The 24719-nt window shown below is 70.6% G+C and carries 18 protein-coding genes; 6 read left to right on the top strand and 12 right to left on the bottom strand.

Going from position 1 to position 24719, the window contains the following annotated elements; all coding sequences use genetic code 11:
- Positions 1–24: 24 nt before the first annotated feature.
- Positions 25–2199, bottom strand: coding sequence for a discoidin domain-containing protein (locus ACWDX9_RS24485; protein ID WP_449957633.1), 2175 nt, complete (start codon positions 2197–2199; stop codon positions 25–27).
- Positions 2200–2244: 45 nt separating this feature from the next.
- On the bottom strand, positions 2245–5205 hold the full coding sequence (locus tag ACWDX9_RS24480) for a discoidin domain-containing protein (RefSeq protein WP_449957632.1): 2961 nt from the start codon (positions 5203–5205) through the stop codon (positions 2245–2247).
- A gap of 342 nt (positions 5206–5547) precedes the next feature.
- Here ACWDX9_RS24480 and ACWDX9_RS24475 point away from each other — a divergent pair, with 342 nt between their 5' ends.
- The 4 genes from ACWDX9_RS24475 to ACWDX9_RS24460 all read left to right on the top strand — a co-directional run bounded on the left by ACWDX9_RS24475 (position 5548) and on the right by ACWDX9_RS24460 (position 8947).
- Positions 5548–6897 (top strand): DUF1996 domain-containing protein, encoded by a 1350-nt coding sequence (locus ACWDX9_RS24475; protein WP_449957630.1) that lies wholly within the window; start codon positions 5548–5550, stop codon positions 6895–6897.
- A 90-nt stretch (positions 6898–6987) separates the two neighbouring features.
- Positions 6988–7602, top strand: coding sequence for a DUF305 domain-containing protein (locus ACWDX9_RS24470; RefSeq protein WP_449957629.1), 615 nt, complete (start codon positions 6988–6990; stop codon positions 7600–7602).
- Positions 7599–7904: a hypothetical protein gene (locus ACWDX9_RS24465; protein WP_449957627.1), complete on the top strand. Its 306-nt coding sequence runs from the start codon at positions 7599–7601 to the stop codon at positions 7902–7904. The genes ACWDX9_RS24470 and ACWDX9_RS24465 overlap by 4 nt, the downstream gene beginning before the upstream one ends.
- The gene (locus ACWDX9_RS24460; protein ID WP_449957626.1) at positions 7901–8947 is read left to right on the top strand and encodes a LacI family DNA-binding transcriptional regulator; all 1047 of its coding nucleotides are present in this window, start codon (positions 7901–7903) and stop codon (positions 8945–8947) included. Before ACWDX9_RS24465 ends, ACWDX9_RS24460 begins: the two co-directional genes overlap by 4 nt.
- Positions 8948–8961: 14 nt before the next feature.
- On the opposite strand, the gene ACWDX9_RS24455 is transcribed toward ACWDX9_RS24460, so the two are convergent.
- The 10 genes from ACWDX9_RS24455 to ACWDX9_RS24410 all read right to left on the bottom strand — a co-directional run bounded on the left by ACWDX9_RS24455 (position 8962) and on the right by ACWDX9_RS24410 (position 22727).
- Positions 8962–10608, bottom strand: a complete 1647-nt coding sequence (locus ACWDX9_RS24455) for a beta-N-acetylhexosaminidase (protein ID WP_449957624.1) — start codon at positions 10606–10608, stop codon at positions 8962–8964.
- Between the two features lie 136 nt (positions 10609–10744).
- Positions 10745–11992, bottom strand: coding sequence for a carbohydrate-binding protein (locus ACWDX9_RS24450; RefSeq protein WP_449957622.1), 1248 nt, complete (start codon positions 11990–11992; stop codon positions 10745–10747).
- A gap of 13 nt (positions 11993–12005) precedes the next feature.
- Entirely contained in the window at positions 12006–12608 is a 603-nt protein-coding gene (locus ACWDX9_RS24445) for a GNAT family N-acetyltransferase (protein WP_449957620.1), read from the bottom strand.
- 9 nt (positions 12609–12617) lie between these two features.
- Positions 12618–16694 (bottom strand): alginate lyase family protein, encoded by a 4077-nt coding sequence (locus tag ACWDX9_RS24440; protein ID WP_449957618.1) that lies wholly within the window; start codon positions 16692–16694, stop codon positions 12618–12620.
- Positions 16691–17467, bottom strand: coding sequence for a sugar phosphate isomerase/epimerase family protein (locus tag ACWDX9_RS24435; RefSeq protein ID WP_449957616.1), 777 nt, complete (start codon positions 17465–17467; stop codon positions 16691–16693). The genes ACWDX9_RS24440 and ACWDX9_RS24435 overlap by 4 nt, the downstream gene beginning before the upstream one ends.
- Positions 17464–18483 (bottom strand): Gfo/Idh/MocA family protein, encoded by a 1020-nt coding sequence (locus ACWDX9_RS24430; protein ID WP_449957614.1) that lies wholly within the window; start codon positions 18481–18483, stop codon positions 17464–17466. Before ACWDX9_RS24430 ends, ACWDX9_RS24435 begins: the two co-directional genes overlap by 4 nt.
- A gap of 25 nt (positions 18484–18508) precedes the next feature.
- Positions 18509–19354 carry a carbohydrate ABC transporter permease gene (locus tag ACWDX9_RS24425; RefSeq protein WP_449957612.1) on the bottom strand — a complete coding sequence of 282 codons (846 nt, stop codon included), beginning with the start codon at positions 19352–19354 and terminating at the stop codon, positions 18509–18511.
- Complete coding sequence (locus tag ACWDX9_RS24420) at positions 19347–20237, bottom strand: carbohydrate ABC transporter permease (protein WP_397370475.1); 891 nt, start codon at positions 20235–20237, stop codon at positions 19347–19349. The genes ACWDX9_RS24425 and ACWDX9_RS24420 overlap by 8 nt, the downstream gene beginning before the upstream one ends.
- A gap of 35 nt (positions 20238–20272) precedes the next feature.
- Positions 20273–21595, bottom strand: a complete 1323-nt coding sequence (locus tag ACWDX9_RS24415; protein ID WP_449957610.1) for an ABC transporter substrate-binding protein — start codon at positions 21593–21595, stop codon at positions 20273–20275.
- A 64-nt stretch (positions 21596–21659) separates the two neighbouring features.
- Positions 21660–22727, bottom strand: coding sequence for a GntR family transcriptional regulator (locus ACWDX9_RS24410; RefSeq protein WP_449957608.1), 1068 nt, complete (start codon positions 22725–22727; stop codon positions 21660–21662).
- Positions 22728–22921: 194 nt separating this feature from the next.
- Here ACWDX9_RS24410 and ACWDX9_RS24405 point away from each other — a divergent pair, with 194 nt between their 5' ends.
- Together ACWDX9_RS24405 and ACWDX9_RS24400 are read left to right on the top strand one after the other, a co-directional pair.
- On the top strand, positions 22922–24055 hold the full coding sequence (locus tag ACWDX9_RS24405) for a mandelate racemase/muconate lactonizing enzyme family protein (protein ID WP_449957606.1): 1134 nt from the start codon (positions 22922–22924) through the stop codon (positions 24053–24055).
- 250 nt (positions 24056–24305) lie between these two features.
- Positions 24306–24653, top strand: coding sequence for an STAS domain-containing protein (locus ACWDX9_RS24400; RefSeq protein ID WP_449957605.1), 348 nt, complete (start codon positions 24306–24308; stop codon positions 24651–24653).
- Positions 24654–24719: the final 66 nt, after the last annotated feature.

Below are 24719 nucleotides of genomic sequence, written 5' to 3'. Positions count from 1 at the left end.
ACCCCGCCCGGCACGTCGCGCGGGTCACGGATAGGTGGTGACCGTCGAGGGGATGGTGTCGGGTCCGTAGGCCGGGGCGCCGGTGTCGTTGATGACGTGGTTGTACCGCCCCTTGCCGCCGAGGGAGACGACCAGGAGGCTGTGGAACTTCACGCCCGCCTTCACCGGGACCTCGAAGCCGTGGTCCACCTGGATGGTGGGGTCGCTGGTGAACACGCAGTAGCTGCCCATGCCCCAGCCCTCGTGGGTGTTCACCGAGGGGGCGACCTTGTAGGCGGCCCAGCCCTTGACGCTCCCGTTCATGTACGCCGCCTGGTTCGGCGGGTCGTACGGAAGCTCGTTCTGGAAGAAGATCGTCCGGCCGCGCTCGCCGGACCACTCCACGTTGTACTTCTTGAAGTGCTCCACGAACAGCCCGGTGGCCAGCACGTCGTCGCCGTACACGCGAAGGCCGTAGTCGGCGGCGTTGACGTCCCAGCCGACGCCGTCGCCGTGGTCGGCCCGCCAGATCCAGGTGTGGTCGATGACCGTGTCATCGGCGTACACCACCACGCTGGTCGTCGCCTTCCCGGCGAACTGCCCGCCGATCCGGGCGAACACGTCCTGCACGGTGATCGGATTCGCCGAGTGGTCGGTGTGGACGCCCTGGCGGCCGATCTCCAGGAGCGTCGGCGAGTTGACCGTGCCGGCGTCGATCAGGAAGCCGGACAGCTTCACCCCGTCCACGTCCGCCACCCGCATGGCGGTGACACCGTTGTCCGGCACCAGCGTCGCCAGGCCGAGGCCCATGACGATGGTGTCCGGCCTGGTCACCTCGACGGTCTGGTCGAGGTGGTAGATGCCTGGCGTGAACAGCAGGTGCAGCCCCTGCGCGACCGCCTGGTTGAGCGTGGCGGCGCTGACGCCGGGTTTGGCCACGTAGAACTGCGTGAGCGGGACAGAGGCGCCGGGGGTCGGGCCGTTCGCCCAGGTCGTGCCGCGGGCGTTCGTGCGCTTGCCGGGGACGAACACGGCGGGGTCGTTCCCGTTCAGGTAGAGGTACGGCTTCTCGCGGCTCACCGGGGTGGTGTCGAGCGTGGTGTAGCGCGGCTCGGGGAAGCTGGTGGCGGGCGCGCCCTGCACTCCGGAGAACACCATGTTCCACACGCTGTTGGACCAGCCGCCGATCGAACTGTCCCGGGTGTACCACTGCTGCTGGGAGTACGACCCGACGGTGCCGTCGATCTTGCTGTCGGCGATGTAACCGCCGGACGCCCAGCCGTAGCCGGACGGCGCGAGGTTGAGCCCGCCGCGGATGTGCATGCGGCGGAACGGCGCGGCCTGCGCGACCGCCCACCGGTTGGTGCCGTCGTACGGCGTGACCGCGAGGTTCTCGGTGGAGCGCCAGAAGTTCTGGGTGGCGTTGCCGTTGAACCAGCCCGCGTCCACGCTCACGCCCTTGACGGTGACGTCGTCGGGGTTGCGCCCGAGGCCGTGCACGGAGGTGTAGAAGCCGGTGTTGACGTTGACGTCGTAGCTCCCGGGCTTGAACAGCAAGGCGTACCGGCCGGTGCCGAACTGGGCGGCCTCCTGCTGCTTGAAGATCTGATCGATCTGTCCCTGGATGGTCGCCGACGACATGGACGGGTCGAAGATCTTGACGTTCGGGCCGAGGTCGCCGCCGCCGGGCAGTTGCGTGCCGCCGCCGGTCACGTGCACGGCCACCTCCCACAGCGAGTAGCCGTAGCCGGTGCCGCGGGCGGTGCCGTTGATCCGCAGGTAGCGGCCCGAGCCGGTGACGTCGTAGGAGGCGGTGCCGCCGGTGCCGCCGGTCACCGTCCTCAGCACGCTCCAGGTGGTGCCGTCGGCGGACGCCTGGATGGTGAAGTCCTTGCCGTAGGCGGCCTCCCACGACAGATCGACCTTGCAGATGTCGCGCACCGCGCCCAGATCGACCTGGATCCACTGCGGGTCGCTGAACGCGCTCGACCAGCGGGTTCCGGGGGCGCCGTCGAAGGCCGCCGAGGCGGGGGTGCCGGCGCCCTCGATCGACGAGGCGGAGGCCGGCCTGTTCAGCGCGGCGTTGGCGGACTGGCAGTCGGCGAGGGCGGTCGCGCCGCCCTGGGAGATCGAGGAGGCGGACGCGGGCGTGACCACCGCGGGCGTGACCAGCAGGGCGGCCAGGATCGCGAGCCCGGCCGGGTTTGACCTGTGTCTCATGTCCTTCGCTTTCATCGGGGGTGGTGGAGCGGGTCACCGGGCGCGTCAGCTGTAGACGCCGAACTCCCACAGCGAGTAGCCGTACGCGGTGCCTCGCTGGGTGAGGTTCAGCCGGACGTACCGGGCGGAGGCGTTCAGGGGGATCTGGTCGAAACCGCCGTCGCCGGTGGTGGTGCCGTAGGCGGTGGCCCAGTCGGCGCCGTTGGCCGAGGTCTGGATCTGGTAGGCCTTGCCGTAGGCGGCCTCCCAGCCGAGCTGGACCTGCTTGAGCGCGGTGACCTGGCCGAGGTCGACAGTGATCCACTGGGGATCGGCCCACTCGCTGGCCCACCTGGTGGTGAAGCTGCCGTCGGTGGCGCGATCAGGGGTGAACGGCCCGCCGTCGCCGGTCGGCTGGAAGCTGGAGGCGGTGGTGGGCTTCCCGCGTGCCACGTTCGTCCCGTCCACGACCGGCGGGACCACGCGGAACGAGCGTTGCTCGATGCCGACGCCGCCCTGGCCGTCATAGGCGTAGACGTACACCTTCCACACGCCCAGCTGCTCGGGGGCGGTCACCGAGAACCGTCCCGGGCCGGTCTGGGTGAAGGAGACGTGCCGCAGTCCCCGGTTCCCGGTGACGTGCTTGTCGCTGAACATCAGGTTGTAGCGGATCGGGTCGCCGTCGGGGTCGGTGGCCGGGGCGTCCACCGTGAAGGTGCGCCCGGCGGGCACCTGGGTCTGCGAGCCGACGGTCATCGAGGTGATCTGTGGCGAGGTGTTCGCGGAGGACTGCCCGGTGTAGGCCTGCTTCAGCGCGTGGTACCCCAGCCGCCGCCACCCTCCGGTGAGGACGTTCAGCCAGACCCCGCCGAAGTCGTTCTCCAGCCCGTAGTTGAAGGCCGTCATGCCGAGCGCCACCCCGGGATGGCCGCGGATCGCGTTCCAGCTCGCGCTGTACATGTCGCGTTTCTGCAGGTCAGTCGGCTCGGTGGGTTGCCCGTTGACGTCGTTCGCGACCTCCCACTCGCCGTCCGGGCCGGCCTCGGTGACGATGTACGGCTTGGTGTGGCCGCCCCTGGACCAGTCGTCCTTGACGCTCTTGAGTGCGCCGTAGGCGTTGACGGCGAGCAGGTCGAGCGCCGGAGAGTACGCCTTGTAGTACGGCCAGGCCCCGGTCCAGGCGTCGGTGGAGGTCACCGGGTGGTTCGGGTCGGCGGCGTGGACCGCCTCGGCGACCTCGTTGACGAACCTGGCGTAGGCCACCCGCCGCTGCTCGACGACGTCCGCGGGCAGCCCGTGGTCCTGCATGGTGAGGATGACCTCGTTGCCGACGTCCCACATCAGCACGCCCTGGCGGTTCTTCAGCGCGTTGACCCGGGCGACGATCTCGTTCTTCACGCTGGTCCTGTAGGCGGTGTCGTTCACGTAGTCGGCTCCCTGGTTGAGCCAGTGACCGACGATGACCCTGATGCCGTGCCGGGCGGCGGTGTCGAGCAGGGCGGGGGTGGCGGTGTCGTCGACGCCCCAGATCCGGATCGTGTTGACGCCCATGGCGGCCAGGTCCCGCATGTACGCGTCGGCCGCGCCCTGCGGCGGACCGTAGGTCACACCCTTGACCAGGTAGGGCGACCCGTTCACCTGCAGCTGCCAGTTGCCCTGCGAGCCGGTGACCTTCACCGTGCTCGGCCCGGCGGGGACGGGCGGGTCGGTCATGGCGGTGGGCGTCGTGCCGGACCGCCGTTCGACCACGACGCGGTCCACGCTCAGCACGCCGCCGGAGGTGGTGGCGGCGACCGGCGTGGTGCGGCCCGCGATCGCGTCGGGCAGGGAGCCGCCGATCGCCAGATCCAGGCGCAGGTAGAAGCCGTGGTGGACGGCGGCGTTCCACGCGGCCACGCCGACCTGGCTCTCGCGCACCACCCAGGTCTGCCTGCCGTCGAGGTAGAAGCGGATCTCCTCGTCCGTCGTGGTGCGGTCGATGACCTGCGCGTAGTCGTGGTAGTCGCTCTGGCAGCCGCCGCAGGTGGCGAAGCCGCTGGTGCGGCCGTCGTACTCGTTGCAGGCTCCGCCGGGGGCGGTGCCGCAGTGCAGGGTGTTGGCGAGCTGGTCGCGGCCGTTGACGTCGGTCATGATGTCGGTCTCGCCGATCGACGGCCAGTTGGTGTGGTTGCCGCGGAAGGCGGCGCCGGTCGCGCGGAAGCCCGGCCAGTAGCCGAGCGCGCCGGGGACGTCGGGCTGCTTGACGCGGGCGCTGAACCTCAGCATCTCGCCCGGCTTCGGCTCGAAGTCGGTGCGCTGCGTCTCGACCCGGCCCGAGGTCCAGGCGCCGGAGGCGTCCCTGATCGCCTTGATGTTCAGATGGCCCAGACCGTCGAGGGACACGTTCGCCGTTGAGGCGCTCATCGTCTCGACCTCTCCGGTACCCCACTTCGCCGGGCCGCCCGGATACTGGGTCCCGGTGCGCAGGATCCAGTCGCCGGCCGCCGGGGAGGTGCCGGCCGGGCCGGTGAAGTCGTCCTTCCACACCTCCGTCCAGTCGTCTCCCGGAGGTCCGCCGGTCTGGCCGTAGACCTGGAACTCCCACAGGGAGTAGCCGTAGCCGGTGCCGCGCGCCGTGCCGTGGACGCGCACGTACCGGCCGCCGCCGGTGACCGCGAGGGTCTGCGTGCCGCCGGTGCCGGCGGCGGTCTGGTAGACGTCGGTCCAGTTCGTGCCGTCGGGCGAGGTCTGGATGGTGAACGCCTTGCCGTACGCGGTCTCCCAGATCAGGACGACCTTGCTGATCGTCGCCGGGGCGCCGAGGTCGACCTGCAGCCATTGGGGATCGCTGAACGAGCTCGACCACCGGCTGGCGGTGTCGCCGTCGACGGCGGCCGCGGCGGCGTAGGCGGCCCCCTCCGACGAGGACGCCGTCGCCGGCTTCCCCTGCGACAGCAGGGTGTCGGCCGCGGAGACGGGGCCGGGCCAGGCCAGGCCGGATAGGAGCAGCCCCACCAGGGTGACGACGACCAGGGCCGGTCGCGACAAGCCGGGACTTCGAGCTGGACGCACTGTCTCTCCTCCGAACATGGGGGGTGGTCGCCGCACCGGCGACAGAGGGAGAGCGCTCTCCGTACCGGCGAGAGTGCCCGGCAAATCGAACCCAGTCAAGGCCCATTTCCCGCGATCTGGAAATCCGCCGCTCACCCGCACGAAACATCCAACTCGAATCTACGCAGGCCATGGCCTTGAGCGGGTGCCCGCGTGTCGGCGGGGTGAACGTCTCTTTCCGGTCGGAGTCATCGCGCCTTGACAAGCGTGGCCCGGCGTACGACTCTCGTTGGAGAGCGCTCTCCTTGCCGGTCCGACGGTTCCCCCCAAGGAGAGATCATGAAATCCTCCCGAAGACCCGCCAGGCTCAACCTGGCCCTGTTCGCCGGCGCGCTGGCCACGGTCGTCGCCGCCGCGCTGGTCATGATCGCGCCGGCCCGCGCGGCGGACGCCCTGCTCTCGCAAGGCCGCGTCGTCACCGCCTCCTCGGTGGAGGGAGCGGGATACGGCCCCGGAGCCGCCGTCGACGGCGACACCGGGACCCGCTGGTCCAGCCTCGCGGCCGACCCGCAGTGGCTGCAGGTCGACCTCGGCGGTCCGGCGACCATCTCCCAGGTCCTGCTGGTCTGGGAGGGCGCCTACGGCAAGGCGTTCAAGATCCAGACCTCGCCCGACGGGCAGAGCTGGAGCGATGTCTACTCCACCACGTCCGGCACCGGAGGCAGCCAGAGCCTCCAGGTGTCCGGCACCGGCCGGTACGTGCGGATGTACGGCACGGCGCGCGGCACCGGCTACGGCTACTCCCTGTGGGAGTTCAAGGTGTACGGCGCCGGAGGCGACGGGACCGCACCCAGGCCGAGGCCGACCTTCACCGACGAGGTGACGCACCACGAATTCCAGGCCAACTGCTCATGGACGGCCAACCGTCCCGACGACCCCATCGTCTACCCCGGCCTTCCCGGCGCGTCCCACATGCACACCTTCGTCGGGAACAGGACGACGAACGCCGCCAGCACGGCGACCTCGCTGCTCGCCGGCGGCACGTCCTGCACCAACCCGCACGACCGGTCCGCGTACTGGTTCCCCAGCTTCTACAAGGGCGACCAGCTGATCCAGCCGACCGGGAACCAGGTCGTCTACTACAAGTCCGGGATCCTGGAGTACTGGCGGGTCCAGCCGTTCCCGCAGGGGCTGCGCTTCGTCGTGGGCAGCCCGACGGCGACGCTGGAGCAGTTCCGTGACTCCCCGGGCGCGGTCGAGGGCTTCGAGTGCGGGGACATCTCACGCAGCTGGGACATCCCGCAGTCGTGCGCGGCGGGTACCCAGGTGAACGTCCGGTACCAGGCGCCGAGTTGCTGGGACGGCGTCCACCTCGACAGCGCCGACCACAAGAGCCACATGGCCTACCCGGCCGGCGGCTACTGCCCGGCCAGCCACCCGGTCGCGGTGCCGATGCTGGAGTTCAAGATCGCCTTCCCCGCCAGTGGCGACCTGTCGCAGGCGCGGCTGGCCAGCGGGCGCGGTTACACCTGGCACTACGACTTCTTCAACGCCTGGGACAACCCCGCCATCCTGGACGCGCTGGTGACGCACTGCATCAACGGCGGCCTGCAGTGCGACCCGCGGGGATACGACCAGTACAAGCCGCACCGCGGCGCCGCCCTCACCGAGAACTTCGAGCTGCCCTGACCCCTGCCCGGCTCGCCCGGGGACATGATCACCGTGCCGGGTGCCGTGACCCGGTGCCCGGCACGGCCCGACCCGATCGAGGGACTTCGCATGAGACACGGCCCCGCGGTCCTGCTCCTGGTGCTCGGGGCGGCGGTCGCCCTGGTGGGAGGCTGCCTCGCCCGTTCCGCCGGACCTGGATCACACGACCGGCATGCCTCGCGTCCGCCCGCTGCCGGCGCCGTCCTGCCCGCCACGGCCGCCGGGTTCAACGCCACCGACACCGCCTGGCTGCAACTGATGATCGCGATGGAGGAGCGGGCGCTGCTCCTGCTCGACCTCGGTGCGCAACGCGGGGGTTCGCCCGCCGTGCGAGGGCTGGCGGGCCGTCTCCGGCAGGCCCACGCAGGGGAGTTGCGACGCCTGCGGGCCGGACTCGGCCGTACCGGACTGCCTACGCGGAACCCGCACGAAGGGCACGACATGCCGGGCATGGCCACCCCGGACGAGCTGGCGGCGCTCGGGGCCGCCACGGGCGGCGCCTTCGACCGGCTCTTCCTGACCCGGCTGAGCGAGCACGTCGAGCAGACGGCCCTGGTGTCCCGATCGGAGCAGGTCTCCGGGGCGGACCGCGCCACCAGGGACCTCGCCGCCGCGATCGTGCGAAGCCGGACGGCCGAGCGCGGCCTGCTGAACGAGATGGAGATACGAAGGGAACGTGTGTGACCGACGACGACATCGATCGCCTCGTGAGCAAGCTCGACCTGGAACAGAAGGCGCGGCTGGTCACCGGTGCGAGCGTGTGGCGCACCGGCGCCGAGCCGGACATCGGGCTGCGGGCCATGGTGTTCTCCGACGGCCCGGCCGGCGTCCGCGGGGAGGGCTGGGACGAGCGGGACACCTCCCTGACCCTGCCCTGCCCGACCGCGCCGGCCGCCACCTGGGACGAGCGCCTGGTCGGCGGGCGCCACTTCGAGTGCTCGCCTTGGAGAGCGCTCTCCCTCGCCTCTGCTATAAAACCCACATGACCCCTCGTCTCCCGGCATCGCCATCCCTGCCCACCCTGGAAGACGTGGCGCGCGTGGCGGGGGTCTCGCGCGCCACCGTCTCCAGGGTGATCAACGGCATCCGCAACGTCGACCCCGCGATCCAGGAGAAGGTGCGCCACGCCATCAGCACGATCGGATACGTGCCCAACTCGGCGGCGCGGTCTCTGGTGACGAGGAGGACCGGCGCGATCGGGCTGGTCGTCTCCGGTGCCGGGGACGGCGACGACGATCAGCGCTTCACCGTCTTCACCGACCCGTTCTTCGGACGCGTGGTAGCCGGCGTCGTGAGCTTCCTGAGCACGCGCGGCGTGCATCCCACCCTGATGTTCGCCGAGACCGACCGGAGTCGCGAGCAGATCGTCACCTACCTTCGGCAGGGCAACGCCGACGGGGCCGCGCTGGTGTCCACCCACGCCGAGGACCCCCTTCCCGCGCTCCTCGTCGAGGCGCGGGTGCCGACGGTGCTGTTCGCCAAACCGGCCCGGCCCATCCCCATCAGCTACGTCGACGTCGACCACCGGGCCGGGGCGAAGCTCGCCGCCGACCATCTGTGGGCACTGGGACGGCGGCGGATCGCCACGATCTCCGGCCCGCTCGACGTGCCCGCGAGCCAGGAGCGGCTGGCCGGCTTCCGCGACGCCATGGCGGTGCACGGCCACTCCTACATCCCCTGCGCCGAGGGCGGGTTCACCTACGGCAGCGGGGAGGCCGCCATGGAACGGCTCCTGGCCGAACATCCCGACCTCGACGGCCTGTTCGTGGGCAACGACCTCATGGCCCAGGGGGCCCTTCCCGCGCTGCGGCAGCACGGCCGCCGGGTTCCCGAGGACGTCGCGGTCGTGGGCTTCGACGACAGCAGCGTGGCCACCGCCTGCCGTCCGCCGCTCACCACGGTCCGCCACCCGGTGGAGGACATGGCCGCCGAGATGGCCCGCCTGCTCCTGGCCCGCATCGAGGAGCCGGGCCTTCCGCCGACCTCGGTGATCTTCGATCCGGCTCTCGTCGTCCGCCAGTCCGCCTGACCTCCGCCGCGGCCCTACGGGGTGTGTCCCGTCAACGCGTTCACTGGGGGGCACGACCGGCCGGTGATGCGGGCGATGTGGGCGTCGCGTTCCTCCTCGGTCCTGGGGCGTCCGGCGATCCCGGGCCGTTGTTGCCAGGGTTCCGGACCCTGCGGCCGGCGGAACTCGATCCCCATGGCTTCCAGGCGCAGCACGTGGGTTTCCATGCGCTCGCGGAAACCGGGCAGGTCACGCAGGCGGGCCGGAGTCCACAGGACCTCCGCGATCGCCGCCAGGCGGGGGAAGGCGAAATAGTCGACCACACGTCCGGAGTCCATGTACTCCGTCCAGATGTTGGCCTGGCCCCCGATCACATGGCCGGCCTCCTCGGGAGAAAGCTCCGCGGGCACGGGCTCGAAGGCGTAGACGCGGTCGAGGTCCAGGACGACGGACTGCGGTATCGGCTCGGTGTCCAGGTCGGATTGCCGGTAGTCGAGATAGGCGTGGTTGTCGGGGCAGCTGATCACATCGTGTCCCCGGCGGGCCGCGACGACGGCGCCGGACATGCCGCGCCAGGAAAGGAGCGTCGTCCCGGCCGGCAGGTCGCCTTCGAGCAGGTCGTCCCAGCCGAGCATGCGGCGGCCGTGCCCGGCCAGGTGACGGCCGATGCGGCCCAGGAACCATCCCGGCAACCGGTCCACGCTGTCGAGCCCGAGTTCGGCGGCTCTGGCCCGCGAGGCCGGATCGTCGCGCAGGCGGGTCTTCGGGGCCTCGTCGCCGCCCACGCAGACGTACGGCGACGGGAACAGCTCGATCACCTCGTCCAGCACGTCGCAGAAGAACCTGACGGTGTGCTCCTCGGCGTTGAGCACATGATCGTCGATGCCCCAGCGGGTCCACACCGGCAGTCGCTCCGCCCCGGCGCCCAGTTCGGGGTAGGCGGCCAGGGCGGCGCGGACATGGCCGGGCATCTCGATCTCCGGCACGACGGTGACGAAACGTCCGGCGGCGTAGGCGACGATCTCGCGGATGTCGTCGTGGGTGTAATAGCCGCCGTGCGGCCGGCCGTCGGTGCCCGCGGCCGGCCCGGAACCTAGCTGCGTCTCCGTACGCCACCCTCCCACCGAGGTCAGACGGGGGTGGCGGCCGATCTCCAGGCGCCAGCCCTGGTCGTCGGTGAGGTGCAGGTGGAGCCGGTTGAGCCGGTGCGCCGCCATCTGGTCGATGAACCTGAGCACGCCGCGCACCGGCATGAAGTGGCGTGCGACGTCGAGCAGGACGCCGCGCCACGGAAACCGCGGCGCGTCGGTGACGGTGGTCGCGCCGATGACCCAGTCCGTGCCGGGGGCGATGGGTGAGCGGCGGTGTACGGCGGGCGGCAGCAGTTGCAGCAGCGTCTGGCAGCCGTAGAACACCCCGGCGGGGTCGCCGCCCTCGATGCGCACGTGGTCGGGGGTGACCCGCAGCCGGTAGGACTCGGGGGCGAGATCGGGCTCGAGTTCCAGCCGGATCGATCCGGACGCCGACTCGCGCAGGGGCAGCCCGGTCCCCATGCGCAGGGCGCCCTGCAACCACGCCAGGACTCCGTGCAGGGCGTCCGGCGCCGTCAGGCCGGTTTCCATGGTGAGGGCGAAGGCGCCGCGGGCCGGGACCACGGCGGCGGGCAAGGGGACGAGGCTCATGCGGCTTTCCTCACAGGTCGCGGAAGGGCTTGACGGCGGCGCGCGGACGACGTCGACGGTCGTATGGCGTGGACGGGTTGCGGCCCGGACAGGCCGCGCACCATCACGGCCTGTCCGGGTGCCACCTCGTAGCGGTTCAGTAGAGCCGGGTGATCTTCCACCTGTTGAGGTTGAAGCCGCCCGTCACCGCGTAGACGCCGAACTGGTGTGTCCCGGCGGGCAGGTCGACTTCACGGGAGATCGTCCGGTAGCTCGACCAGCTCCCGGTGTTCGGCACGTCGACGTTTCCGAGCGGGGTGGCGCCCTCGTTGACGTCCAGCGAGATCACCCCGCCGTTGTTCGGCGACGCGACGCGGTACTCCACCAGGTAACGCCCGGCCGACGGGACGGTGACCCCGCCGAAGGCGATCCAGTCGGTGCTGTCGAAGGAGCCGACGTGCTGCCCGCCGCCCGTGTCGGGCGTGGGCTCGGTGACGACGCCCTTCATCGCGCTGTAGTTCTCGGCCTCGAAGGTGCGGGTGTGGCAGCCACCGGGCGCCAGCTCGCAGATGTCGGCCCGGTTGGTCGACACCTTGAGGTCGTCGTACCAGATCCAGGAGTCGTTGGCGGGCGCGAAGTCGGTGGTCGCCCCGCCGAAGAAGGAGGAGAAGTAGGCCCTGTCGATCAGGTCGCCGTTGCGCACGAAGCGCAGCCCGGTGACGGTGGCGGCCGAGACGCCGTTGTAGAAGATCTCGATTTCGCCGTCGGGGTTGGCGTTGCCGTTGGTGACGGTGTTGACCTTGAGCCTCTGGACGACGTTGAACCACTCCCCCCGCGGATAGAGGATGTCGGCGCCGTTGCGCTTGAGCACGGCGTAGTCGCCGTACTGCCCGGCGTGACCCATGTGGTAGTAGTAGATCGCCGCTTGGCCGTTGTCACGCCGCCAGATCATGCGCGAGCTGAAGCCGTTGTAGCCGTCGCAGACCTGGCCTCCCGAGCACGCGGCGCCGCCCGCCAGACCGAGTCCCAGCTTCCCGGCGAACTCCGTGGTGCCCCAGCTGAAGTCACTGCTGTAGCGCGCCCAGTAGGACAGGTAGTACTCACGGGCCGGGGTCAGCGCGAGCGGCGCCTGGGCGCCGGAGTCGGCCGGTCCGATCTTGCCCTTGGGGTAGAAGACGCGCAGCGACTTGCCGCCCGAGTGGTTGAAGTTGTAGCCGTCGATCCAGGTACGGGTGTCCATGCCCTCCTGCCAGGGCGCGCTCCAGCCGTCGGCCGCCCACTGGCTCAGGGTGTAGGCGGTGCCCCGTTCGGGCCGTTCGAAGGTGTTGACGCGGGGCGCGGCCAGGGCGGTGCCGGGGATGAGGGCTAAGAGGGAGACGAGTGCGGTGAGGACCTTTCCTCTCATGGCTGGCTCCTGTTCAGAGATCGAGGACGAGCGTGCGTCCCCAGGGGTGACGCTCGGCTTCGGTGAAGCCGAGCGCGGCATAGAAGGCCAGGGCCCGGACGTTGGTCTCGGCGACGCCGAGGTGCAGGCCGGGCACCTGCCGTTCCCGCAACGACGCGATCAGGGCGGACATGAGGCGGTGGCCCCAGCCCCTGCCCCGCAGTCGCGCGGTGAGCTTGATGTGCGCCTGGGCCGGGTGGCTGGTGAACCAGGGCCGAGGCGCGTCCGGGTAGTCGTGGATCACATCGACGTAGCGGTGGTCGAGGGTGCCGTCGCCGGGATCGGGACGGCGCGAGTACTGCTCGCGCAGCACCGGCCACCAGTGCTCGCGGGCCCACCCGAGGAACTTTTCCGTGCACCCGGTGGCGACCACGTAGCCGCCGATCCCCTGCTCGTCGGCGACGACGAAGGCCAGGCCGGGATCGGCGACCGCGTACGGCCCCGCATAGAGGTGACCGGGCAGGTCGGGGGCGTGGAAGCGGGGCGCCTGCGCCCGGCCCTGCCCGTCGACGAGCAGGCACACCCGGTAGATTCCGGCCAGGTCGGCGGGATGGTAGGGCCGCAGGAGCGCCGCCATCGCGAGCTCCTAGGAGACCGTGACGGCGACGGTCACCCTGTCGCCCGATCGGACGTATCTCACGGATTGTCCGTTCAAGGTGACATTTCGTATACCTGGCGCGTGGACCGAGATCTCATACCGCCCGGTCGCTCCGCGCGGCACGGTCAGCCGCAGCTCGGACCCGGCGTAGGCCACCGACGCCCGCTCGATCGGCTGCGAGACCTTGACCCAGTCGACGCCGTCCACGGAGACCGCGGCGCGGCGCATCAGGTCCACGCTGACCGGTGAGCCGTTCGCGGCCCGTCTGAGCAGCGCGTAGCCGGAGTCGAAGAGCACGTCGTCGCGGAGGCCGGCGGTCAGGTCGACCCGCACGTGCCCGTCGGCGATTCGCCGGGCGTCGTTCACGGCCGGCCGGTCCGCCAGTGAGCGGGTCTCGATCAGCGTGGTGAACCGCGTCCGCGCGGTCCCTTCCCGTCTGGCCAGCAGGAACGGGATGGGCTTGCCGGTGGTGGCCTCGCCCGGCCCGCTGGTGTGCAGGATCCCGGTCGAGATCGGCTCCAGCGACCGCAGCGAGAGCACCGCCGTGTCGGAGGTCCACCGCGCCTGCCACCGCCCGTCCGCCGCCGTGCCCTCGGCGACCCGCTTGAGCCGGTGGTAGCCGAAGTCGGTGTCGGCCGGGTCGAGCACGCAGTCGCCGCACGGCGGCGGCGTCATGGCGGGCCCGCTCACCTCCAGCGTCCCCTGCCCGTGCCACGACTGGTCGTAGCGGTGCGCGGTGCTCCCCGAGGCGTCGAACACGTCGAGTGTGTAGCGGTCGGTCATCAGGTCCGCACGGCGGATGGCCACGTCCCCGTCCTTGGCTCCGGCATCGGCCACCCGCAGCCCGGGGGTGGTGCCGAAGAAGCTCAGCGAGCCGCGCATGGTGCGGTCCTGGCTTCGGCCGTCCACGACGACCGTGTTGTGCGAGACGCTCTCGCGGTACCAGTTGTTGGTCAGGTCGGCGTTGTCGGAGCCGTAGACCATGCCGAGGTCGGTCGACTGCAGCCCGCCGCCGGTCACGTCGACGTGCAGCTTGTCGGCGTGGCCGTGGCTGCCGCCCGGGATGCCGTGGTCCATCCGGATCGCGTCGGCCTGGAAGGGGTCCACCGCCGAGCCGTAGAGCAGGGCGACGTCGTCGAAGAAGCCTGCGGCCCGGTCCGAGACGAGCGACACCCGCGCCGCGACCGCCTCACGCGGAACCGCGCCGTGCACTCCGGCGGCCTTCCAGGTGCCCGCGAAGGCCGTGGAGACGGGCTCGGTGGTCGTCCCGTCCTTCTTCACGAACGACAGCTCGATCCGGCCGATCCCCTGGACCCGTGCCCTCAGCTCGACGGTGCCGACGAGGCCGCCGCTGACCGGGATGTCGCTGCTCCAGCGCCCTTGCGTGGCCGTCGCCGCCGAGCCGCCGCGATAGGCGAGCGGCGAGATCGCCGTACGGCCCTCGCGGGCCCAGGACGTGCCGCCGTCCTCGAAGCCGCCGTCCCGGGCCAGGTCGGCCGGCCACAGGTCCAGCCGCTCGAAGCCGCCGTCGATCGCCAGCCGTACGGCACGCGCCTTGACCGGCACCTGGAGCTCCTTCTCTCCTTCGGTCGCGCTGATCTTCCTGCCCTTGCTGTCGAGGAAGGTCAGCTTGACCGATCCGCGGCCCAGGGCCGACAGCCGCAGGTGTGACAGGCGGGTGCCGTCCACCGGGAAGGTCTGGGTCGCCTGGCCCGTCACGGCGCCCTTCTTCCAGGTCCCGGTCAGCGCCCAGAAGGCCGGCCTGCCCGCGTCCTCCAGTGCCGCCTCCGTGAAGTCCCCGTTGGGGACGAGGTTGGCCGGCTCGCCACCGCGCAGCACGGTCTCGCCCAGGCCGCGGAAGGTGGTGCTGCGCTGCCGTACACCCGGGCTCTTGGGGATCTCGTCGGCGCCGTACCGCAGCGCCCACCGGTCGCCTCGCGGCTGGCCGAGATTGTGGTAGGCCAGCCCGAGCCCGGCGGCGAAGTCGGGGTCGTCGTAGGTGGCATAGGCCCATTCGGCGAACATCGTGAAGTTCGGGCCGAACCTCCGTCCCCAGGTGCCGCCGTCACCGGCCGCGGGGACGGTCAGGTCCGGATACAGGTACGGCAGGAGCGTGGTGTACATCGACTTGAAGCGCGGATCGTGCGGGTAGTCCTTCTCCCGCGCCGAGATGGCGACCTGGGTGAGCGCCTGGAGCGCGTACAGGTGGTAGCTGGCCGAGCCCTCCCACCACCAGCCGTCGCTCACGATCGCCTTGTCCAGCAGGAACTCGGTGTCCTTCAGCGCGGCATCGCGCAGTCCGGCGTCGTCGATCGCCGCGCCGACCCCGTGCACCGCCGCGGCCGTCCAGGCCTGGAAGTTGGAGGTCGCCATCGGGCTGGAGATCAGCAGCTCGGCCAGCGGGCGCAGCAGATTGCCCTCGATGTTCACCCGCTCGGCCTCGGTGAGCGTGTCGCGGATCAGGTCGTAGGCGTCGATCAGCCCGATGGCCGCGACCGCCTCGTCCAGCGACTGGTAGTGGATGCGCCCGTAGAGCGGGTTGAGCGGCACCGCCAGGAACCGGTCGGCGTAGTAGAGCAGGATGTCACGCGCTTTGGCCGCGTACCGCTCACCGCCGGTCACCCGGTAGGCGAGCGCCAGGTCGGAAGCGCCCTGCGCGGCGTTGTTGTGCCAGATCTCCACCCATGCGCTGTCGTACGGCTCGCCGCCGTAGGTCTTGCCGTCGAGCGGGCACTTATGGCTCGTGGGGCTGTCGTAGTCGAAGGTCAGCATGGTGTTGGTGCCGGGGCATTTGAAGTTGCCGCTCCAGCCGCCGTGGAAGACCGTCTTGTCCAGCGGCCTGCCCAGCCAGGCGTCGGCCTCCGCCTTGACGGTGGTGTCGAAGGCCTTGGCCGCCCACGGCCGCCCCGAGATGCGCTTGCGCAGGGCGTCCAGCTCCGCGGGCGTCGCGTAGACCCGGGGCTCGCCGCCCTTGGCGGTGGCCTCCTCCACCGTGAGCGTGGCCCGCTGTGCCGATGCCGCGTCACCGCTGGGCGTGGCGGTCAGTACGGCCGAGCCCGGAACGGTCACCGTGACCAGGGTGGACTCCCCCGGCTTCAGTGGCGCGGTCACCGCCGGGCTCACCGTGCCGCGGTCCACCGCGAGCCGCAGGGTGTCGGCCACGGCGCGCCGGTTGGTGACCGTGACCAGGAACGTGGCGTCGCTGCCCGGCGCGGCCTTCTTGGTGGCGCGTTCGGGATAGAGCCAGGCCGATCCCGGCGTCACCCGCACGTCGTCCACCCACATGGTGCCCGTGGAGGTCTGCACGGTGTTGATGATCTGGACCCGCGTGGTCAGCGGCGGCACCTTGAAGGTGCCCTCCACCGTGCTCCAGTCCCTGGTGCCGGTGAGGATGCCGCCGAGCAGGCCGGAGCCGGTGTAGACGGTGGTCCCCGCGCCGTCGACGTAGCTGAAGTTGAGCGAGACGCGGGCCGCGCCGGGGAAGTCGGTGTAGTCGGCCAGGGTGATCGCGTCGAGCTTCACCTTGGCGGAGATGTGCACGATGGGGGTGGTCGTCTGGTTGAGCGGGACGGTGACGTACCCGCCGATCTTCTTGGTCGGCGAGCCGTCGATCCGCATCGACCGGCCGCCCTCCGCGGCCACCGAGGTGTCGATCGCGTAGGTGGAGCTCTGCCACGGCGTGCACCAGGCGGGTGCCGGGCAGGCTTCGGTGGAGGGCGTGGTCGTCTCGAACCCGGGGTTCGGCACCAGGTTGGGCCCGTCGGCGGCGGCGGGCACCGCCTGAAGTGGGACCGAGGCCACGATCAGCGCCGCCAGCAAGGCGGTGATCTTCTTCACGCCGCTTCCAGCCACGCGTCGCGGTGCCGGGCGACGAACTCGTCGTCCACCAGTTCGGGTGGAACGGCGGGCGTCGAGGGCCCGGCGGGCCATCACCGCGAGGCCGGGGCCGATCTTGCCTCCGGCGCCCAGCAGCATCAGGTCGCCCGCGGTGCGGGCGAGGCCGTCGGCCACGGCCTCGGACGGTGTGGAGAGCGCTTCGAGCGGATCGTTCAGGTTCTCGATCATCGGATGTCCTCCGACATCAGCGAGCGGAAGGCGGACAGGGCCTCACGCAGGGGCGCGGCCTGCGGGTACCAGGCGGCCTCCCACTCCAGGCAGGTCCAGCCGCCGTAGCCGAGACGGGCCAGTTCCCTGGCGAACGCGTCGAGGGGCACGGCTCCGGTGCCCGGCGGCACGGGCGCGAGGTCGGTGGTGGAGGTGACGTCCTTCACCTGTACGTGGGCCAGCCAGGGGCGCAGCGCCTCGGCGGTGACGGCCGGGGGCTCACCCGCACGCCACGGGTTGACGACGTCCCAGAGGGCTCCGACATGCGGAGAGCCGACCTGGGAGAGCACGTCGGCGACGGCGCGTCCGGTGAGGAAGGCGTCATGGGTTTCGAGCAGGATCCGCACCCCGGACCGTGCGGCGCTCCCGGCCTCGGCCCGCAGGGTCGTGACGGCGCGGCCCGCCACCCCGGGGTCGTCCGGGTCTCCTCCGAAGACCCGTACGAACGACGCGCCGGCCAGCCGCGCGAGCTCCAGATGCCGGGCCAGTGCGGCCCCCTCGCCCGGCATCCCGACCCGCACGTAGGAGGCGAGGCAGATGATCTCGATGCCCGCTTCCGCGAACCGGGCCCCGACCGTCCGGGCCTCGGCGTCGGCGGCTGTGGGCGGCAGGATCTCGCCGGTGGCGCACCGGAGCTCGATGCCTTCGCAGCCGTGCTCGCGTGCCAGCTCGATCACCTGCTCGACCGGCGCGCCGGGGCAGCCGAGGGTGCTGAAGGCCAGGCGGCCGCTCATGCCGGGTTCCTCAGCAAGGCGGAGCCGACCGTTTCCGGGCGGCCGCGGACGGCCGACTCGTAGATCGTCAGGACCGCGGCCACGACGGACCGGCCGTAGTCACCCCCGACCAGCGGCGGGCGGCCCCTCGTGCAGGCGTCGGCGAAGTCGGCGAGCTGCTCGGTGAAGGCCGCCTCCGGGTGGTCCCCGCCCGGCGTGATCTGCCGTTCGGCACCGCCGTCGCTGACGAAGGTGCCCTCGGTGGCCGACCAGCGCAGCGAGCCCCGTTCGCAGATCACGAGCGTCTCGTCGGTGTAGGGCAGGCCGGCGCTGGTGAACAGGAAGCTCGCCTTGACGCCGCTCGACAGGCCGATGACGCCGACCGCGTCGGTCTCGATGTCCAGGCCGCGCCGCCTCCACAGGTGGGCGTGGACCGACTCGATCTCGCCGGCGCCGAGCCACTGGATGCGGTCGAGACCATGGGTGCCGACGTTCATCACGATGCCGCCGCCGGCCGCGACCGGGTCGAAGAACCAGTCGGGACGCGAGCCGCGCTCGTAATGGGCCGTTCTGCGGTGGCTGATCGCGTGGACCGGGCCGAGCTCACCGGAGGCCAGGAGCGCCGCGGCCTGACGGGCGTGGGCGCTGAAGCGCAGCACGTGCCCGACGGCGAGCGTCACCCCCGCGGCCTCGCAGGCTTCGATCATCGCGGTGCAGTCGGCGACCGTGGTGGCCATCGGCTTCTCCACCAGGACGTGCACCCCCGCGCCGGCCGCGTCCACGGTCATCTCGGCGTGCAGGTTGTGCGGCGAGGTGATGATCACGCCGTCCAGCCGCTCGCGGGCGAGCATCTCCCGGTGCGAGGTGTAGGCGGTGGCGCCCGCCTCCTCGGCCGCGCGCCGCGCGGCGTCTGCGCGGATGTCGCAGACCGCGCCGACCGTGACCTGGGGCAGGTTCCGCGCGGCCCGCAGGTGCAGGTCGCCGACGATGCCGGTGCCGATGAGGCCGAGCCGGAACGAGGGCTCGTTGGTAAGCACAAACAACTCCTTGGCTTGGGAGAGGTCAGCCTTTGAGGCCGGAGGCCGCCGCGCCGCGCACGAAGTAGCGCTGCGCGACGATGAAGACCACGAGGATCGGGACGAGCGACATCAGGGCTCCGGCGGTCACCAGCTGGTCGTTGCCGACGAACTGACCGCGCAGGCCCATCACCCCGATGGGGAGGGTCAGCTTCTCCGGGGAGATCAGGTAGACCGTCGGTTCGAGGACCGCACCCCAGGACGTCATGAAGGTGAAGACGGCGAGCGTCGCCAGGGACGGCTTGACCAGCGGCAGGTGGATCCGGGTGAAGATCTTCCAGAGGCCGGCGCCGTCGAGGGCGGCGGCCTCCATGAAGTCGGTGGGGATGGCCAGGAACGCCTGACGCATCAGGAAGATCCCGAAGGGGGTGGCGAGCCAGAACGGGACGATCAGCGGCAGGAAGGTGTCCAGCCAGCCGAATTCGCGGAACATGATGAACGTCGGGATGATCGTCACCACCGTCGGCAGCATGAGCGTGGCGAGCGCGGCGGTCAGCAGGGCGTCGCGCAGCGGCAGGCGCATGCGGGCCATCGCGTGCCCGACCATCGCACTGCTGATCACGGCCCCGGCCGTCGCCAGTCCCGCGATGACGAAGCTGTTGATCGCGTACGACGCGAACGGGGCCCGGGCCCACACGTCGGTGTAGTTCGACCAGACCGGCGGGTCGGGCAGCAGCGCCGGCGGGATGGCGATGAAGTCGGCGTAGGACTTGAGCGAGTTGAACAGGGACGTCACGAACGGCAGCAGCATGATCACGGCGCCGGAGACGACGAACACGTAGGCCGGCAGGCGGCCGGGCCGCACCCGGCGCGCGAGAGCGCGGCTAGGCATAATGCACCCACTTCCGCTGCAGCCAGAGCTGGACGAGAGTGAGGACGAGAGTGATGCCGAACAGCACCCAGGCGACGGCGGCCGCATAGCCCATCTGGAAGTACTCGAAGCCCTGCCGGTACATGTACAGGACGGTCACCTCGCTGGCATCGCCCGGCCCGCCGCCCGTCATGACGTAGACCTGTTCGAAGGCCTGAAGGACCGAGATCGTCGACAGCACCAGGACCAGGAACGTCGTCCCGGACACGGCCGGCACGGTGATGTGCCGGAAGCGGCGGACGGGCCCGGCACCGTCCATCTCGGCGGCCTCGTACAGCGACTTCGGAATGGACTGCAACCCGGCCAGGAAGAGCACCATCATGTAGCCGACGCCCTTCCAGACCGCCACCAGGGCGAGGGTCGGGATGACCAGCGCGGGGCTGTCGAGCCAGTTCTGCGGGTCGACGCCGAACCAGCCGAGGACGGTGTTGGCCGAACCGGTGCGCGGGTTGAACACCGCGTCGGCGACGTAGGCGATGACCACCCAGGACGAGACGACCGGGACGAAATAGGCGCCGCGCAGCAACGGCATGAACGTCAACCGCTGGTTGAGGCCGACGGCCAGAACCAGTGCCAGGACCGTCTGCGCCGGCACGTACAGGAGGGCGAACAGGCCCGTGTTGAGCAGGCTGTTCCAGAAGTGCTCGTCCTTCAGCAGCCTGGCGTAGTTGTCCAGGCCGATCCAGTTCGGCGAGGAGACGGTGTCGTAGTCGGTGAAGCTGAGATAGCTCAGGGCCAGGACGGGCCAGGCCGTGAGCAGGACGAGGTGGGCCAGGTAGGGGGAGGCGAACAGGCTCGCCCACAGCCTCTCGGCGACCTTTCCGGATCCGGTCGTGATCGTCACCTCTCGCCCCCCTTCCCGTTCCTTGACGTGCCGGGTCATCCGGCCGGCTTGAACCGGTCGACGACGGCCTGGGCGTCGGTCTGGGCGGTCTTCAGCGCGTCCTCGATCCCGGTCTGCTTCGACAGCGCGCTGGTGACCTGTTTGGTGATCGCGGCGGTGTACTCGCTCCACACCGGGCTCAGGCCGATGTCATCGGCGTCCGCGAGGGCGTCGGTGAAGGGCTTGCGGTCGGTGGGAGGCGTGCCGGGGTTGAGGAACGCCGGGGTCTGCGCGACCTTCTTGTTGATCGGGATGGCCTCGCCGGTGGACATCCACGCGGCCTGCGGCCCCTCACCGGCGAAGAACTTGATCCACTTCCAGGCGGCCGCGGCTTTGGGCTCGGACGAGGCGCGGTTGACCACCCAGGAGTTGATGTTGGCGAGGTCGCCGCGCTGCCCGTTCGGCCCCTTCGGCAGCGGTACGACCCCCATGTCGATCTTGCCCTGGGCCGCGGTCTGGATCCGGGCGTAGATGCCGAACTGCATCGCCACGATGCCGCTCGGGAACAGGATCTGGGACTTGCCCAGGGCCTCGGTGGTCACCGGGTCGGGGGCGACCTTCTCCTCATGCATCGCCCTGTTCATCCAGGTGAGGGCCTCGCGGCTCTGCGGGCTGTCGATCGCGATCCTCCCGTCGTCGGCGAGGACGTCACCGCCGAAGGCCTTGACCATCGGCCACCAGCTCTCCACGAAACTGGGCGAGTAGGCGCGGAAGCCGTAGATGTCGGTCTTGCCGTCGCCGTTGGTGTCCCGGGTGAGCTTCTTGGCCGCGGCGAGGAGGTCGTCGTAGGTCCAGTCCGCGGTCGGCGGCTCCACCCCGGCCTTGGCGAAGATCGCCTTGTTGTAGAACAGCGCGGTGGACTGGGCGCCCTGCGGGAAGCCGAACAGGCGTCCCCGCGGGTCGCCCTTCTTGATGATGTCGATGCCGTAGTAGTCGGCGGGGTTGATGTCGGAGGCGTACGCGGTGAGGTCGCGCAGGCTGTTACGGCCGCTGAACTCCTGGACGAGGACGCCGTCGGACAGCCATACGTCGGGCGCCTGGCCGCCGGCGAGCTGGGTGCGCAGGCGCTTGTAGAACTGGTCGTAGTCGGCGGACTCGATCTTCACCTCGATGCCGGGGTTGGCCTTGGTGAACTGGTCGACCAGCTTGCGCATCAAGCCGTCCGCAGGGCCGCCGACTTCGGCGTAGTAGCCGAGCGTCAGGGCGACCTTGCCGCCGGCCGTCTCGTCGCCGCCTCCGCCGCAGGCCGCGGTTGTGGCCAGGGTCAGGGTCAGGGCCGTCCCGAGCGCGGCGATTCTGGAACGTTCTCTTTCAGGCATGGGGGTACCTGCTCTCCGTGGGGTGACGCGTCGTCTGAGGCGACGAAAAGGTCGTTCTGGGTGGCTAAGGAGTCGTGGGGGCCCCGCCGCAGGACCCTCGCACGACCAGCCGGGGCTGCAGTTCGATCCGGTGGGCCGGGGCGGCGGGGTCGTCGATGCGGCGCAGGAGCAGCTCCGCGGCCAGCGCTCCGACCTCCGGCTTCGGCGGGGCCACCGCGGTGAGCGGAGGGTCGGTCAGGTCGACGACGTCATCGTCGTAGGCGACGAGCGCCAGGTCCTCCGGCACCCGCAGGCCGAGCCTGCGGGCCTGGACGACGAGCGACGCGGCGTCGCGGTCGCCATGGCAGAACACGGCGCTCACGCGGTGGTCGCGGCAGTCCCGGGCGAAGGCGAACAGCTCCTCGGCCGGCCACTCCGTGCGCCTGACGACCGCCTCGGCGACCCGTTCGACGCCGAAGGCCCGGATCGCGCGCTCGAATCCATCGGTGACGACGTCGGCCGTCCCCGTTCTGACCCGCCCGACGAAGCCGATCCTGGAGTGGCCGAGCCCGACCAGGTGCCGAACTGCGGCGTGGACGCCGCCGACATGGTTGGTGACGACGTAGGAGGTCGGGTCGTCCGGCTCCAGCACCGTCGGACGGCGTTCGACCAGCACGTACGGGACGGGCAGTTTGCGCAGGGTCTCGATGTGCGCCTGGGGGTCGTCCATGACGTTCAGGTTCGGCACGAGGATGAGCCCCTCGACTCCGCTGTCGAGAAGCCTGCGGGTCTGGGCGTGCTCCAGGCCGGGTTGATTCTCGGAGCTGGCGAGAATGACTCCGGCGCCGGCCGCGGTCAGCGCCCGCTCGATGCCTTCGATGACCCGCGGGTAGTAGTACGAGGTCGAGGGGACGAGCACGCCGATGAGCCTGCGGCCCTTCGGCGCGGGCCGGTTCGCCACGTAGGTGCCCGAACCCTGCCGCCGCACCACGACGCCTTCGTCCACGAGGATCCCCACCGCCCGCCGGACGGTGTTGACCCCGACACCGAAGGTCGCGGCCAGCTCCCGCTCCGTCGGCAGCCGGCTGCCGACGGACCAGCCCTCGTCGGCGATCCGCTCCCGCAGTGCGGCCGCCACCTTTTCCGATTTCATTCCCTGAGAGAATGAATTTGATCCGATCGGCGGTGTCATGGCCGGAATCATGCCTGAGCAGAAAGAGGCGGTCAAGAGTTGTCCAGCCGTTTATTTCGTGATTTCCTCCTGCCTATCACCCCCTCTGAAGTGCGACTTCATGGAATGAATTCATTCCTTTTTGAAGGAGGAAAGTGCCCGGCCCGAGAATGACCGTGGATTCGGTCGAATGCTTCGTCCTGCACCTGCCCGCGCTCCGCGACTTCAAGATCTCCGGTGGCACCGTCACCCGCGCGGGCGGCGCGCATGCCCGCGTCCTGGTCCGCGTCGGCGCGGACGGCCTGTCCGGGTGGGGCGAAGCCACTCCGGCCCCGACCTGGACCTACGAGACGACGGAGAGCATCGTCTCGACCATCCGCGGTTACCTGGCCCCCGCCCTGGTCGGCCATCCGGTCTGGGACCTCGACGGCGCCATCCGCCTCTTCGAGCGGGCCATCAGCCCCGGTTACACCCTCGGTGCCCCCTTGGCCAAGGCGGCGGTCGACGTGGCCCTGCACGATCTCATGGGCCGGGCCCTGGGCGTCTCCATCGGCGAGCTCTGGGGCCGGCGCCGGGTCGGCGAGATCCCCCTGGCCTGGATCGTGTCGGGCGCCGACCCTGAATCGGCGGCCAAGGAGACGGAAGAGGGCCTGGCGGCCGGATATCGGGCGTTCAAGACGAAGGTGGGCATCTCTTCGCCCGAACACGACGCCGAACGCGTGGCGGCGGTCCGCGCCCGCGCGCCCGACGCGCCGCTCTGGATCGACGCCAACCAGGCCTACACCCTCGACCAGGCTCTCCGCCTGGCCCGCCGCATCGAGCCGCTGGCGGTCAGCCTGCTCGAACAGCCGCTCCGGGCCAACGACCCGATCGGCCTGAGCCGGCTGCGCGACCGGAGCCCGATCCCGATCGCCCTCGACGAAAGCCTGGTCCACCCGTCCGACCTGGCCACCTTCATCCGTCTCGGCGCCCTCGACCTGGCCGTGGCCAAGGTCCAGCGAACCGGCGGCCTCCTGCTGTCCCGCCGCCTCTGCTCTCTGGCCGAGGACAGCGGCATCGGCCTCGTCGGCTCCGGTCTCACGGACTCCGCCCTGGGCCTGGCGGCCTCCCTCCATCTGTTCGCGGCGTTCGGCATCACCCACCCGGCCGACCTCAACGGCCCCCAGTTCGTCCGATCACCTTACGTACGCGGTCCAGACGTTGTGATCAGCGACGGCACCGCTCACGTGCCCTCCGGTCCCGGCCTGGGCGTGGAGGTCGACGAGGACGCGGTCCGGGCCCTGGCCGTCCCTCAACCGGCTTGGCCATAGGCCGTACGCGACCACCCGCGCACCAGCGGGCCCAGCTCGGTGTCGCACTCGTCTCCCGCACCCGTCCCGCCCCTGATGATCGGCAGTGAGCGCGGGCCGGATCGCCCACGATCTCTTCGTCGTCCATATCCGCCCTGGTCAACCGCCATCCCAGAGGACCATCGGAGGAAAAGGACCGGGACTTTCGGCCCTACTGCGGCCGTCGGAGCTCCGACAGCATGGAGCGAGGGGGATCCGGCTGGAGGCGAAGATGAACGGGAAACATGCCAATCCAGGCCAATATATGGAACATTTCCAACTTTCCGAGCAGGCGGTGAACGGCGCCGCGAAGATCATGGTCAGTGGAGAGGTCGACCTGGCTGCCGCGCTGCCGCTGCAGGAGCTGCTCTTCGGCACGATGAACGGCCCGAGTTCGACCACCGAGGTCGACCTGGGCGACGTGTCGTTCATGGACGCGTCAGGACTCACAGCGCTCATCCGGGCCGATACCAAGGCCCGAGACGTCGGCGGACAGCTGCACCTGTCCCATGTCCCCGAACGTGTCTTCCGCCTCCTCAGGATCTTCGATCTGGATCGTCGATTCTCCATCCTGACCTGATCACCTGTGTGACAAGCGGCTCGCCCACCGTGCGGGTGCGCGCCAGGTGCCGCGATCGAGACCGCG

Source organism: Nonomuraea sp. NPDC003201, assembly GCF_053590415.1.
Note: the sequence above shows the minus strand (reverse complement) of the source record. Positions and strands in the feature narration are given on the sequence as shown.